The following is a 14,969-nucleotide window of genomic DNA, read 5'->3' as shown; positions in this document are numbered from 1 at the left end:
TTTATCATGATAACACGATTTGGCGACAATCTGTGTCGCGCATCACGCCTTCGTCTTTTTCACCTGCCACACGCTCTCGCCAAAGCCATTGAGCCAGCGATCTAGCATATCACTATCCATCACGGTCGCGCGGACATGATAATAGCCATCATGCGCCTGTATCACTTGATCGGCTGATAATGGCGTCTCGGTCAGATGAAATCCTTCAATCGCATCAATACAAAACTCAAGGCAAATCCGCTCTCGCCCAAAACCAAAACCCGCCTGCTGATTGATATAATCCGATAAATCAAACCTACTCGGATACTCAAATGTCAGCGACGACACAGCTGCTGCCTGACAGCGATGCAGTGCCAAATGACGAATATCATCAAAGCCATCAAACTGTGCGACCAGATACAGATTACTCCCTTGTTGCACGAGCGCCAAAGGCTTGATGCTGTATTCACTGCTAAGATTGTGGCGACGCTGAGTTTGGTTGGCATATCTGATGGTCAAATATCGATTGTCATACAAAGCTGTACTGATGGCATCGAGCACTTCAGGCAAAATCACAGGGGGTAATAATGGCTGAGCCATCGGCGCAATGGCAACTTTTTTCATCCATGCTTTGGCATGATCATCGGTCGCATCCCGATGATACAGCTCATAACCTGCTTGCGCAAAGAGAGATTCCAGCGATGTCTTGGCAGAATTTGGCAAAAAATGCTTAAGATGCTGATATGCCAATTGCAGTAGCAACGCTTCTTGGTCATTCATCTGCGAAATGCTCACGCCAGAAGACTGCGCCGACCACTGATAGCGATAAGGTGTCTGACGATCATCACAAATAATCCCAAATGCATCGCACAATGACTGTAGATCCCGCTGCAGCGTACGCAGGCTGAGTGTGTAGCCCTGTGCCGTCAGTGCATGATGTAGCTCGCTACTGCTGATGCTTTTGGGCTGTTTGGGAATTTTCTTAAGCATTTCAAGCAGGTAAACCGCCCCTTGCTTATTGGATTTGCGTGCTTTTGTCGCCATCTGATCGATACTCCTGTCATCGATGGGTGCTAGATTTTGTGTTATTTTGCCACAAAAAACACCCCAAAAGCGCAAAACTTTTGGGGTGTATCAAACTTAAGTTAAATCAATCAGTTTATTGATTACTTGCGTTTTTTGCGTTGGATAGCGTGGATTGCACGGCCATCAGCAGATAGTGCCGCTTCATGCACCGCTTCAGAGACAGTTGGGTGAGCAAAAGTCATCAACTGCAGATCTTCGATACTAGATACAAATTCCATCGCAATCATGCCTTGATGTACGATGTCACCTGCGCCCACGCCGACCATGTGCATACCTAGTAGACGGTCAGTTTTGGCATCTGCCACGACTTTGACCAAGCCCATGCCTTCGCCTTGTGCTAGTGCACGGCCGTTGGCTGCTAGGCTAAATGTACCAGTTTTGACTTCATGACCCTTAGCGATGGCAGCTTCTTCGGTTAGGCCCACCCATGCGATTTCTGGGTGTGTGTAGATGACGCTGATGATGGTGTCGTAGTTCACTTGCGCTTTTTCGCCGTGGATGCGCTCAACTGCCATCATGCCTTCTTCCATCGCTTTGTGCGCAAGCATTGGGCCACGCACTAGGTCACCGATGGCATAGACGCCGTCTAGGTTGGTTTTGCATTGATCATCTACTGCTACCAAGCCACGCTCAGTCAGCTCAATACCACAGCCTTCGGCAAGTAGTTTTTCGCTATAAGCACGACGGCCGACGCAGACGATTAGTTTATCAAAGGTCTCGGTTTTTACTTCGCCTTTAACATCAGTGGTGACAACCACTTCGCCATTGACCACTTCTGCATTGGTCACTTTGGTATCGACACGGATGTCTAGGCCTTGTTTTTTCAGTAGCTTGGCTGCTTCTTTTGAGATTTCTTTATCAGCCACCGCCAAGAACTCAGGCATCGCTTCATAAACGACAACTTCAGCACCTAGGCGACGCCATACAGAACCAAGCTCAAGACCGATTACGCCTGCACCGATTACGCCTAGGCGTTTTGGCACTTCAGCGAACTCTAGCGCACCAGTTGAATCAACGATGTATTCGCCGTCAGTCTTAGCCACTGGGATTTCGATTGGCACAGAACCTGCTGCTAGGATGACATACTTAGCAGTGATGGCAGACTCTTCGCCTTCTAGTGAAGTGAATTTCACTTGTTTTTCAGCTGATTTACCATCAACCAGCGTACCCCAGCCTTGTAGCCAGTCCACGCCATTGCCTTTTAGTAGGCCTGCCACACCAGCAGTCAAGCCTTTGACGATGGCATCTTTGCGTTCAAGCATCTTAGCGATGTCGATAGCCACATCACCTGTGGTGATGCCGTGCTCAGCCAGCTCATGCTTGGTTGCTTCATAGCGATGTGAGCTGTCAAGCAGTGCTTTTGATGGGATACAGCCGACATTCAAGCAAGTACCACCAAGCGCTGGCTCGCCCTTGTGAACACGCTTTTCGATACACGCTACGCTAAAGCCAAGCTGTGCGCCACGGATTGCTGCTTCATAGCCACCTGGACCACCGCCGATGACAACTAGATCATAAGAATTTTTCATAACTATCTCTTTATTATTGATTTATAAAATGGACAAAGAATTGCCAAGCCATCAGCCGACAATCCTTTGTGTGAATCATGCTACAGACATTATAGGTCTAGTAGTAGCATTTGTGGATCTTCGATCAGCTCCTTGATAGTTACTAGGAACTGTACCGCTTCTTTACCATCGATTAGGCGATGGTCATAAGATAGCGCAAGATACATCATCGGTAGAATCACCACTTCACCATTGACCGCCATTGGGCGCTCGTTGATGGCGTGCATGCCTAGAATCGCAGTTTGTGGTGGGTTGATGATTGGGGTTGATAGTAGCGAACCAAAGACACCGCCGTTGGTGATGGTGAATGTACCGCCAGTCATCTCTTCGATAGATAGCTTGCCTTCACGAGCTTTGATCGCATAGTCACGGATACCCGCTTCCACATCAGCCATGCTCATGTTGTCAGTATCACGCAGTACAGGCACAACCAAGCCACGATCAGAAGATACTGCCACGCCCACATCATAGTAGCCATGATAGATGATGTCGTTGCCATCGATTGATGCGTTCACCGCTGGGAAGCGTTTTAGGGCTTCGGTCGCTGCTTTTACAAATAGTGACATAAAGCCAAGTTTTACGCCGTGGCGTTTTTCGAAACGATCTTTGTACTTGGCACGCAGATCCATCAATGGCTTCATGTTCACTTCGTTGAACGTGGTCAGCATTGCAGTTTCTTGGGTTGCTGACAATAGACGCTCAGCGATACGCTTACGCAGACGAGTCATTGGCTCGCGTTTTTCGATACGCTGACCTACTGCAGTTGCGATGACTTGGCCATTGTCGCCTTTTAGCGTTGGGTTCACCATGTCTGCTTTGGTCACACGACCGCCACGGCCTGAGCCTTGGACATCAGCAGGGTTTACGCCAGTTTCTTTGGCAGCTTTGCGTACGGCTGGGCTTTGGTCTTTGAAGTCACCTTCAGCGCCAGTTGATGCTGGTGCTGGTGCAGCTGCGGCAGCTTCTGCTTTTGGTGCTTCTTCGGCAGCTGGTGCAGCGGCAGGTGCTGCAGCGACTGCGCCCGCTTCAAAAATAGCAACCACTTCTACTGATAGTACAGTGTCATCGACATTTTTGACGATGCTGGTGATCACGCCATCATCAGGGGCAACGATTTCTAGCACAACTTTATCAGTCTCAACTTCAGCCAATAGCTGGTCACGGCTGACTGCTTCGCCTTCGGCAACGTGCCACTCAACGATCGTACCATCTTGAACTGATTCTGGGAATACTGGGGCTTTGATTTCAGCCATAATAAACTCCTTAAAAGTTTATAAATATCAATTAATTTAATTTTAAAAAGTAAAAACAGCCAAACCAGCCAAATGATTTGGCTGCGGATCAATTATTGTAGCTCATCAACAGTAACGCCAAGCGCTTGGGCGACTAGGGCTTTTTGTTGTTCTGCGTGCATCTTCGGTGAACCAGTCGCCGGTGCAGCTGCCGCTGGGCGAGCAGATGGTGCGATGATTTTCGCTTTGGTTGGCACAGGCACCACGATACGATATAGCTCTGGCGCTAGGTAGTACCACGCACCTTGGTTCAATGGCTCTTCTTGTGACCAGATGATTTCTTCTAGCTTTGGATATTTTGCAATCTCTTCTAGAATGCGTGCTTCTGGTAGCGGATATAGCTGTTCGATACGCACGATGGCGATATGCTCTTGACCCAGCTTACGGCGTTGATCAAGTAGATCGTAGTACACTTTACCGCCACACAGTACCAAGCGAGTCACTTTGCTGTTGTCGATGGTATCGATCTCTGGCAATACTGTCTCAAACTTACCTGTTGCCAATTCTGACAGCTCAGAAGTCGCTAGCGGATGGCGTAGCAAGCTCTTTGGTGACATCACAATCAATGGCTTACGCACTGGGCGAACCACTTGGCGACGCAATGCGTGGAAAATCTGCGCAGGTGTCGTCGGTGTGATGACTTGCATATTTTCTTCGGCACACAGTTGCAAGAAACGCTCTAGGCGGGCTGATGAGTGCTCAGGGCCTTGACCTTCAAAGCCGTGTGGCAATAACATCGTTAGACCGCACAGACGCTGCCATTTGGTTTCGCCTGATGAGATGAATTGGTCAATCACCACCTGCGCACCGTTCACGAAGTCACCGAACTGCGCTTCCCAAATAATCAATGAATTTGGCACTGTGGTCGCATAGCCATATTCAAAGGCAAGCACCGCTTCTTCTGATAGTAGCGAGTTATAAGTCGCAAATCGTGCTTGGGTTGGTGAAATGTGCTGTAGCGGAATGTACATACTGCCGTCATTCATGTTGTACAGCTCACTATGACGATGTGAGAATGTACCACGACCGACGTCTTCACCGGTGATACGCACCAATGAGCCTTCGTCTGCAAGGCTAGCATAAGCCAAAGTCTCAGCAGCACCCCAGTTCAGTGGCTCTTGACCGGTTTGCATGGCTAGACGCTGTTCCACGACTTTTGCCACTTGACGCTGTAGGGTGAAGCCTTCTGGGATTTTTGCCATTGCTTCGCCATAAGCTTTTAGCTTATTGATATCAACGCCAGTTTCCCAGTCATCTTCTAGCTTATGACCTAGATAAGGTTTCCAATCCACGAACAATTCGGTATTTGGCTCACTGACCCAGCCACTTGCGACATTTTGACCATTGTCTAGAGCGACACGGTAGTCGTCTTCGTACTTGGCATTTTCTTCGGCACTAATCACGCCTGCTGCAACAAGCTTGTCCGCATACTGCGTGCGAGTGGTTGGTAGTTTTTTGATAACAGCATACATCAGCGGCTGTGTGGCTGATGGCTCATCTGATTCGTTATGACCGTTACGGCGATAGCAGACGATATCAATCACGATATCTTTGCCAAATTCACGGCGATAATCCACCGCCAATTGAGAAGCGAATACCACCGCTTCAGGGTCATCACCATTGACATGGATAATCGGTGCATGAACCATCTTGGCAACATCAGTACAGTACTCGGTTGAGCGAGCATCTTCTGGACGTGATGTGGTAAAGCCTACTTGGTTATTGATAACCACATGAACCGTACCACCTGTCTTGTAGGCACGAGTTTGTGACATTTGGAAAGTTTCTTGGTTCACGCCCTGACCTGCAAAGGCAGCATCACCATGCACCACGATTGGCATAACGGTGCTGTTGTCAATCTCATAGCCGTACTTGTCTGAGCGACGAGCTTGACGAGCGCGCACTGAACCTAGTAGCACTGGCGAGACAATCTCTAGATGTGATGGGTTGAATGCCAATGCCAAGTGCATCTCACCGCCCGGTGTCATCACGTTTGATGAAAAACCATTGTGGTATTTGACGTCGCCTGAACCAACCGCTGGCTGTACTTTGCCATCAAATTCATCAAACAAATCGCTTGGATTTTTACCCAAGATATTGACAAGTAGGTTCAAACGGCCACGGTGTGCCATACCGATGACGACTTCTTTTGAGCCATAGCCACCAGCACGCTGTACCATCTCATGCATCGCAGGGATAAAGCTTTCGCCACCTTCTAGACCAAAACGCTTCACGCCTGTGTATTTACGAGCTAGGTATTTTTCTAGACCTTCAGCTGCGGTTAGGCGCTCTAGGATTTCTAGTTTTTTGGCTTTGTCAAAGGTGATATGACCTTGATTTGATTCGATATAATTCTCAAACCAGCGTTTTTCGGTGGCGGTGAATACATGCATGTACTCATAGCCGATGCTGCTGCAATAGATACGCTCTAGGATCTCAATGATCTCACGCAGCGTTGCGCTGTCTTTGCCGATGGCAAGATCATTGGTTGGGAAAGTTGTATTAAGGTCGGCTTCAGACAGACCATGATACGCCAAAGTCAGCTCTTCTAGCTGTGGGCGATCTTGTAGCCCTAGCGGATCTAGGTTCGCCATGCGATGACCACGGCGGCGATACGATGAGATCAGCTGCTGTACTGCCATCAATTTTGGATTGGTGTCACCAGAAGACTGAGCTGCTGCTCGTGGTGCATTGGTTTGGTTGCGTGCCAAAAGCAAGAACTGCTCTTTGATGGCATTGTGCGGTGCATCAGTCGGCTGCTGATAGTTGGCAAAGTAGGTTTGCCACTCGGTGCTGACACTGTTATTATCTTCTAAATATTGTTCATACAGTGCTTCGACATAGGCTGCACTGTCTGCCGCCAATTCGGTGTTTAAAAACGCCACCGTCTCTTTACTGTTTGTCATTGTATTACGCCATGGTTAGCCAAAATCAGATTGCCATCCTGACTGATTCATCAAATGATGGCAACGAACTATGCGTCTTGTTATAAGACATACCGCTATATAGTGTACGCCTTTTTTCTAAAGATAACAAGTTTCAATCGTGTAAATGTCGATAAAATTCGTGCCGATTGACGCAATTATTTTCAAGGTTTGGCTAAACAGTTTGTTATTTTAAGAATTTTAAAAATGTCAAGATGTTTGACGACTTTTTATGCGAAAAATTTTAATCGTTATCATTGATTTTTTTAAAGTTGCTTGTACCGAGTGATACGTTATTTATTTACATTTTAGCAAGTTATTGATACAAAATAACTACAAGATGCCATTTGCCAAGCATCAAATTTTTCATGCATTATAAGTGTATCGACAATGCAGGGAATGCATGGTGGCATCACCTCTGTCGTTGATGACACTCATCTATAAACGGTCACTCATAAAAGGAACTTATCATGCGTTATGCCAATCCAAATACCGAAGGCAGTAAAGTCAATTTCAAAGAAAAATACGACAATTTCATCGGTGGGCAATGGGTCGCCCCTGTGGATGGTGAATATTTTGATGACATCTCACCGGTCGATGGCAAGCCTTTTGCCAAAGTCGCCAAATCCAATGCCAAAGACATCGAGCTAGCACTTGATGCTGCACACGCCGCCAAAGACGCTTGGAGCAAGACTTCACCGACCGAACGCTCTGCATTATTATTAAAAATCGCTGACCGTCTAGAAGCCAATCTTGAGACGCTGGCGGTTGCCGAGACTTGGGAGAATGGTAAGCCAATCCGTGAGACGCTGGCGGCCGATATTCCGCTTGCGATTGACCATTTCCGTTATTTTGCTGGCTGTATCCGCAGCCAAGAAGGTAGCATCAGCCAAATCGATGACGACACGGTGGCGTATCATTTCCATGAGCCGATTGGCGTAGTGGGTCAGATTATCCCTTGGAACTTCCCAATCTTGATGGCAGCATGGAAAATCGCCCCTGCTCTGGCAGCGGGTAACTGTATCGTGCTCAAGCCTGCCGAACAAACCCCTGTCAGCATCATGGTATTGATTGAGCTGATTGCAGATTTGCTACCAAAAGGCGTGCTCAATGTGGTCAATGGCTTTGGCCCTGAAGTCGGCACACCGCTTGCAACCAATCCACGCATCGGCAAAGTCGCCTTTACCGGCTCAACCGAAGTCGGTCAAAAAATCATGCAATACGCCACCGAGAACATCATTCCTGTGACGCTTGAGCTTGGCGGTAAATCACCGAATATTTTCTTTGCCGATGTCATGGACAAAGATGATGACTTTTTGGACAAGGCACTCGAAGGCTTTGCGATGTTTGCCCTAAACCAAGGCGAAGTCTGCACCTGCCCATCTCGTGCACTGGTGCATGAGAGCATCGCCGAAGAATTCTTGAAAAAAGCTGTTGAGCGTGTCAAGAAAATCAAAACCGGTCATCCGCTCGACACCGAGACCATGATTGGCGCACAAGCATCCCAAGAGCAACAGGATAAAATTTTAGGCTGTATCGCCAAAGGCAAGGCCGAAGGTGCGGAAGTCTTGACAGGCGGTGAAGCGCGCAGTGAGATTGATGGCGGATTTTATATTGAGCCGACCATCTTTAAGGGTGAGAACAGCATGGAGATTTTCCAACAAGAAATCTTTGGCCCTGTCTTGTCGGTCACCACCTTCAAGGACTTTGACGAAGCCATCGCCATCGCCAACGATACCATGTATGGACTTGGCGCAGGTGTCTGGAGCCGTGACGGTAACACCGCCTATCGTGCTGGTCGTGCCATCCAAGCAGGCCGTGTGTGGACCAACTGCTACCATGTCTATCCTGCACACGCTGCCTTTGGCGGCTACAAGAAATCAGGTATCGGCCGTGAGACGCACAAGATGATGCTTGACCACTATCAACAAACCAAGAACCTGATGGTCAGCTATTCTGCCAAGGCAATGGGATTTTTCTAAGTCTATCCCATCTTGATAGCAAGCCCTAAACAAAATGCCGTTTGTCAGTTCAAACGGCATTTTGTTAAATTTACGGCTTAATTTGCACATCTTGCCAAAGCCCATTATGTTTTATTTCAGGATTTGCACCGACAAACGCTTTACCTGCATTGGCGTCATTCAACAAGGTATAAAGAAACCAAGCCGTCATATAGCCATCGCCAATATAGAGCATTTGACTGTGGTCAGCATCTTTACGGCGAGCCATGACATTTAGCTTTTTACTATTGATTTGTTTGGCATTTTCTTGCATAGATGAAAGCGGTGTAATGCCTGATTTTTTGTCATCACCATTACCTGCATCTACTCCCCCCATACCTGCGGTAGCAAAATACGGTACGGAAATTTTGTTGATGTGGTAATCCCATTTCAACTGTTGTGCCAAAGGTAATTTTGTCGTGCTGGCAGTATGCACGGATTTAAATTGACGGCTATTGGCAAACTCGGTTGCACCATTGATTGCACCAACACCGCCTTGAGAATGTCCTGTAATCCCTGCATTGTTTGTATCTAGCTTTCTGTAAAAGATACTATTTTTATCAGCATTAAGCTCGTCTAATTTTGCCAATGATTGCGATGATGATAAACCGCTCCAACTGGTGCCGTCATCATTGCCAATCACCACAAAACCCCAACTTGCCAAGCGTTCCAAGACTGGCTCATATTTTTGATAGGCAGACCCTGAACCATTTGCCGAAACAATCACAGGAAAAGGCTTGGTGCTTTGAGCGATATTGGCAGGATACCAAACTTTATAAGTTTTGAAACGAGCGTCATTACTTGGGAAAACTTGGCTTTGTACCGCATATTGACCCATGCCTGTATATTGGCGTTCTATTGGGTAATTGGTTTGTGTTTGGATGTAATAATTGGGCTGAATGGCAAAAACTTGTTCAAGTTTTTTACCAATCGCAGTACAACCAACCGCCACCATGCCTGTAACAAGCATTACACCAATTAAACCTTTTTTAAATTTTTTCATTATTAATCCAAAAGTTGAAGTTAAAGAATAAGGTAATTATACCAAGCCAAAAATAAATAAAAAGCCGATTTTAAAAACTGCAACAAAAAGCCGATTTTGTCGCAGTTTTTAAAAATTATTACATATACATGGCTAAATAGTTGTCTAATTCTGCCCACAATTTTTCTTGCATCGCTTTATCTCGGTGTAAACCATGTCCAGAATGTTCAAAGACAAAAGCAGTATGTGGCACCTGATATTTTTTCAATGCCTGATGTAATGGAATAACCGCATTAAACGGCACAAGTTTATCCAATTTACCATGAGCGGATAAGCTAGGTGGCGAGTGTTCGTCAATCCAATCAGCTGCATTAATGAGCTTTAAAGCTGCATAATGTTCGCCATTCTTAATTTGTTCAGTCGTTAATTTTGTGCCTGTCATCATTGCTACCCAAAGGGCTTGTTCTTCGGGTGTGGCATTGGGAGCATACCAATTTTTGGCATCAAAATTAGCACCCCCTACCATACCGAATACCATTTTTACGGGCACAGGGGCGGTTTTGCCATCACGATATGCATAAATCATCGCCAAAGAATGACCTGCCGAACCGCCTGCAATCATCATTTTATCAATGGGGTAGCCCAATTGTTTTGCCTGTTCAACGACTTTTGGAATGGCTTGCTTGATTTCATTACTCATATCCAAAACGCTGACTTTATCGTTTGGACTGCTTAGTGAATAGTTAATGCCTGCCGATACATAACCTTTTGCGGTAAAAAATTTTAAAATATCGGCATCATCATGCTTATCGCCACCTGTAAATCCACCTGCATGTAGATAAACGACTAATCCGTAAGCAGACTTGGATTGATCACTTGGCAAGTATAAATCAAAAGTATTTAAAGGTTTATCGCCATAAGTAAAATCATATTGAACCGTACCAACGCTGTCATTCCAATCTGTTTTGACCGTCATTGGATTATCAGCCATCACAATGGATACGCCAAAACCAAGCAATACTGCCAAGCAAAATACTGTCAATACGCTTAAAATTTTTTTTATCATATTCATCAAAATATACTTCCACCAAGTAACATATCTAAAGCCAAATCTTTAATATTTAATCCTAAAATAAAGCCTATCATGGCAATCACTAATAAAAACCAATGAAAAAGACGAAATTTGCGTTGTTGCATAAATATAAAAACTCTCAAAATAGACACGAAAATAAATTCTACATGACCAACTTAAAAAACAGAAATCTTTAATAAAAACTGCAACAAAAAGCCGATTTTGTTGCAGTTTTTTGTTAAAATTATGCAAAGTCTCTTAATCCTTAGCTTCCATGACCAAAGCCACACTCAATCACGCCATCAAAAACTATATTACCCAAGCTCTGTTATTATTGATGAAAGAAAAAGAATTTGGGCAAATTCGCATTAGCGAAATTACCGCTCGTGCTGGGGTAAATCGTGCGTCTTTTTATCGTAATTTTAGTAGCAAAGAAGATGTCTTACATCAGTATCTACACGCTCAATTTGACGAACAATTTGTACAAGTTGCCCTAGCGGGCAAATTACGCAATACGCATGATATTTTTGTGAATATTTTTGCTTTTATGAAAAATAGCGAACAGATGTTATTTGTTTTGTATGACCATCAAATTTCACATTTATTGCTTGATTTTATTAAAAATTGTTGCGGTGCAAAGCCTGAACAAGATAATGATTTGGCGTATAAAAACACCTTAATTATGGGCGTGGTCTTTGGTGCGGTTGATGAATGGATTAGGCGTGGTTGCATAGAAACGCCTGATGAAATGGCAAATACAGTTGAACGACATTTGGGGAAAATCGTACAAAATTGGCATGGCGAAACCAAATGATTTTGAACAAAACATTCAAACGGCATTTTTATGCAATTCATTTTTTAGCCTTTACCCTTTTCTTTGATAGACAACCTAAACGAAGTTCCACATGAAACCCCACAAAAAAAGACATCACCGATTGGCGATGTCTTGGTATGGATGCTGTGGCATTAGGCACGATTGCGTTCATTCTCCGCATCGACGATCTCATCAGCGATACTCATCGCCTGAAAGCTGTTCGGATCGGCAAGCAGCCACATATCATCGAGTACACGGCGACCACAGTCACCGGTCAGTAGCGAGCCTGACTCGATGAATTGATAATGCTCTGATAGTAGCTTAATCCAGCCATCAGGCTGACGACGCACGATATGATGTGGCATCAGCTCGGTTGGGTGGGTAAGCCCTGCACAGCCGACGATTTCTGCGAGTGCCTTTAGGGTGTTGCCATGATAGTTTTTGACACGGCGAGATTTGTCTGGTACATCCAGCGCTTTTTGGCGAGCTGGGTCTTGGGTGGCGACACCGGTTGGGCACTTGTTGGTATGGCATGAGCGAGACTGAATACAGCCCACCGCAAACATAAAGCCACGCGCCGAGTTACACCAATCTGCCCCAAGCGCCATCATCTTGGCGATATCAAAGGCACTGATGATTTTGCCACTGACGCCGACTTTGATTTTGTCGCGGATGCCTGCACCGACCAAAGTATTTTGGACAAAAATCAGTGCATCGACAAGCGGCATCCCCACCGAGTCCATAAACTCCACAGGGGCAGCACCTGTACCGCCTTCAGCACCATCGATGACGATAAAATCAGGATAGTTATTCTCTTCTTTCATCGCCTTGACAATCGCCATAAACTCCCACGGCATACCAATACACAGCTTAAAGCCCACAGGCTTACCGCCTGATAGCTCACGCAGCTGCTGCCAAAACTGCACCAGTTCTTTTGGCGTGCTAAATTCAGGATGCGTCGCCGGCGAAATGCAGTCTTTGCCCATTGGAATATCACGGGTCAAGGCAATCTCTTCGGTGATTTTTGATGACGGTAGCACGCCGCCCTTACCCGGTTTTGCGCCTTGTGATAGCTTGATTTCAATCATCTTGACTTGCTCAAGGCTAGCACGCTGCTTAAAGGTCTCAGGATTGAATCTGCCATGCTCATCACGACAGCCAAAATACGCCGTGCCAAGCTCCCAAATCAAATCACCGCCATGCTTTTGGTGATAAGGACTGATACTCCCTTCGCCCGTATCATGGGCAAAACCGCCTTCTTTTGCGCCTTTATTGAGCGCTTCGATGGCATTGGCAGACAACGCCCCAAAGCTCATCGCCGAGATATTAAACACGGACAAATCATAAGGCTTAAGGCAGCGCTCATTACCGATACGCACACGAAAATCATGATTGTCAATCTTGTGGCTACGCCCCGAATGCAAGAACCAATCCGTCCCCGGCTTACTCAAATCATTCAAGCTACCAAAGGCTGTGGTGCTGTCCAAATCTTTGGCACGCTGATAGACGATGGAGCGCTGCAAGCGTGAAAATGGCACTTCTTCGCGGTCGCCTTCGATGAAATACTGACGCACTTCTGGGCGAAAATTCTCAAACAAAAAGCGAATGTGCCCGCTGATGGGATAATTACGCAAAATCGCATGGCGTTTTTGGTTGATGTTATAAATGCCAAGGCAGGTCAAAGCCACTGCAATGACAAGCAACCACCAAATCTGAAAAAACCACGCCACAGGAATGAGCGCCACACACACCCAAAACAGGGCAAATCGTGGCAACACCAAAAAGAAAAAGTTGGCTGAATGGTTATTTGGCTTGGGATAAGACATAACAATCACTTATAAATGTAGCGAAGGGCATGACAAGCACGCCCTATGTATTTCTAAAATTTTTGTCAATTATAACACAGCCAATTTATCATCATAATTTGATAATATTAATAAACCTATCGATTTTTTTGATAAAACGGGTGGCGACTTTGGGCAATATTACCCAAGATTTCATCAAGCTGCCATCTTTGGACGGCATAATATGACGATTGATGACTTTTGCGTCATTTGGTGGTTATCATCTGATACAGCCTATGCTACACTAAGCGTTATTTGATCAGAATAAGGATACTCACCATGACGACAGCCGATGACAGATGGCTTGACGCCATCAAATTTAACACTGATGGACTCGTGCCTGCCATTGCCCAAGATCACGCCACGGGCAAAATTTTGATGATGGCATGGCAAAATCGTGAATCGCTGAGCCTAACCAAGCAAACAGGCACAGCGGTGTATTTTTCTCGCTCTCGTGGCAAATTATGGCACAAAGGCGAAACATCAGGGCATACACAGCTTGTCCATGACATCTACACCGACTGCGATGGCGATACGGTGATTTTGTCGGTGACACAGCTTGGTGGCATTGCTTGTCATACAGGTCGTGAGTCATGTTTTTTCCAAAAACTGGATGAACACGGACAATGGCAAATTACGAGCGAAGTCATCAAAGATCCAGATGACATCTATGGTCACAGTGATCAGCACAGCCACACAGATGATACGCCTGCTGTCGCTACAGTCGATGCCAAGACAGTTTTGTCAGCGCTTGATGGCATCTTGGCAGAGCGCAAAACCGCTGATAAAGACAGCTCGTATGTCGCAAGCTTGTACCACAAAGGACTCAATAAAATCCTTGAAAAAGTCGGCGAAGAAGCGGTTGAGAGCATCATCGCCGCCAAAGAGCTACAGCTAGCGCAGACATCTGGCAGTGACATCGATGCCAAAGCACATGATCTCGTCTATGAAGTGGCGGATACTTGGTTTCATCAGATGGTGGCGCTATCAGCACTGGGTCTGGACTCACAGGCTGTCATCAGTGAGCTGGCTCGCCGCTTCGGTGTGTCCGGCATTGACGAAAAAAATAGCCGAAAAACCGCAAACTGAAGTTGCAAAAACAGGCGGTATCGTACATTCACAGCCCATCAAAAATATGCTATGATGGGCACAAATTTCATTGACAATAAGGATAATAATATGGGTACTTTTTCTATTTGGCACTGGCTGATTTTGTTGGTCGTTGTCGTTGTCGTTTTTGGCACTAGTAAGCTAAAAAACGCAGGCAAAGACCTAGGCTCAGCGGTCAAAGGCTTTAAAGATGCAGTCAAAGAAGATGATACCAAAGCCATCAACCAAAGCGAAAAAACCATCGTCGCCGAAGAAGTCAAAGTCGAAAAAACCGACGATAAAGCCTAATAGCCGCAAT

11 protein-coding genes are annotated in these 14,969 nt (G+C 45.9%); 4 read left to right on the top strand and 7 right to left on the bottom strand.

All coding sequences use genetic code 11. From position 1 onward, the window contains the following. Positions 1-42: 42 nt before the first annotated feature. The 4 genes from Q0N89_RS00520 to Q0N89_RS00505 all read right to left on the bottom strand — a co-directional run bounded on the left by Q0N89_RS00520 (position 43) and on the right by Q0N89_RS00505 (position 6,831). Complete coding sequence (locus Q0N89_RS00520) at positions 43-1,023, bottom strand: WYL domain-containing protein (RefSeq protein ID WP_294032864.1); 981 nt, start codon at positions 1,021-1,023, stop codon at positions 43-45. Positions 1,024-1,145: 122 nt separating this feature from the next. Next, a complete protein-coding gene (gene lpdA, locus Q0N89_RS00515; RefSeq protein WP_294032863.1) occupies positions 1,146-2,594 on the bottom strand; it encodes a dihydrolipoyl dehydrogenase in 1,449 nt (482 codons plus the stop codon). 89 nt (positions 2,595-2,683) lie between these two features. Further along, positions 2,684-3,886, bottom strand: coding sequence for a 2-oxoglutarate dehydrogenase complex dihydrolipoyllysine-residue succinyltransferase (gene odhB / locus Q0N89_RS00510; RefSeq protein ID WP_294032862.1), 1,203 nt, complete (start codon positions 3,884-3,886; stop codon positions 2,684-2,686). Between the two features lie 92 nt (positions 3,887-3,978). Then, entirely contained in the window at positions 3,979-6,831 is a 2,853-nt protein-coding gene (locus Q0N89_RS00505) for a 2-oxoglutarate dehydrogenase E1 component (RefSeq protein WP_294032861.1), read from the bottom strand. A gap of 488 nt (positions 6,832-7,319) precedes the next feature. Between Q0N89_RS00505 and Q0N89_RS00500 the strand changes: the two genes are divergently transcribed. Further along, a complete protein-coding gene (locus Q0N89_RS00500) occupies positions 7,320-8,831 on the top strand; it encodes an aldehyde dehydrogenase family protein (protein WP_294032860.1) in 1,512 nt (503 codons plus the stop codon). Positions 8,832-8,901: 70 nt separating this feature from the next. On the opposite strand, the gene Q0N89_RS00495 is transcribed toward Q0N89_RS00500, so the two are convergent. Beyond that, positions 8,902-9,852, bottom strand: a complete 951-nt coding sequence (locus Q0N89_RS00495; RefSeq protein WP_294032859.1) for a hypothetical protein — start codon at positions 9,850-9,852, stop codon at positions 8,902-8,904. 118 nt (positions 9,853-9,970) lie between these two features. After that, complete coding sequence (locus Q0N89_RS00490; RefSeq protein ID WP_294032858.1) at positions 9,971-10,903, bottom strand: alpha/beta hydrolase; 933 nt, start codon at positions 10,901-10,903, stop codon at positions 9,971-9,973. 274 nt (positions 10,904-11,177) lie between these two features. Here Q0N89_RS00490 and Q0N89_RS00485 point away from each other — a divergent pair, with 274 nt between their 5' ends. Next, on the top strand, positions 11,178-11,717 hold the full coding sequence (locus Q0N89_RS00485) for a TetR/AcrR family transcriptional regulator (RefSeq protein ID WP_367178538.1): 540 nt from the start codon (positions 11,178-11,180) through the stop codon (positions 11,715-11,717). Positions 11,718-11,869: 152 nt separating this feature from the next. Here Q0N89_RS00485 and Q0N89_RS00480 read toward each other — a convergent pair whose 3' ends face one another. Next, the gene (locus tag Q0N89_RS00480; RefSeq protein ID WP_078254517.1) at positions 11,870-13,543 is read right to left on the bottom strand and encodes an FMN-binding glutamate synthase family protein; all 1,674 of its coding nucleotides are present in this window, start codon (positions 13,541-13,543) and stop codon (positions 11,870-11,872) included. A 297-nt stretch (positions 13,544-13,840) separates the two neighbouring features. Here Q0N89_RS00480 and hisIE point away from each other — a divergent pair, with 297 nt between their 5' ends. Then, the gene (gene hisIE, locus Q0N89_RS00475) at positions 13,841-14,650 is read left to right on the top strand and encodes a bifunctional phosphoribosyl-AMP cyclohydrolase/phosphoribosyl-ATP diphosphatase HisIE (RefSeq protein ID WP_294032856.1); all 810 of its coding nucleotides are present in this window, start codon (positions 13,841-13,843) and stop codon (positions 14,648-14,650) included. A 90-nt stretch (positions 14,651-14,740) separates the two neighbouring features. Beyond that, entirely contained in the window at positions 14,741-14,959 is a 219-nt protein-coding gene (gene tatA / locus Q0N89_RS00470; protein WP_294032855.1) for a Sec-independent protein translocase subunit TatA, read from the top strand. Positions 14,960-14,969 lie beyond the last annotated feature (10 nt).

Source organism: uncultured Moraxella sp. (assembly GCF_945873075.1).
Lineage (GTDB): Bacteria > Pseudomonadota > Gammaproteobacteria > Pseudomonadales > Moraxellaceae > Moraxella.
The sequence above is the reverse complement of the archived record's forward strand: the minus strand, read 5'-3'. Positions and strand labels throughout refer to the sequence as shown.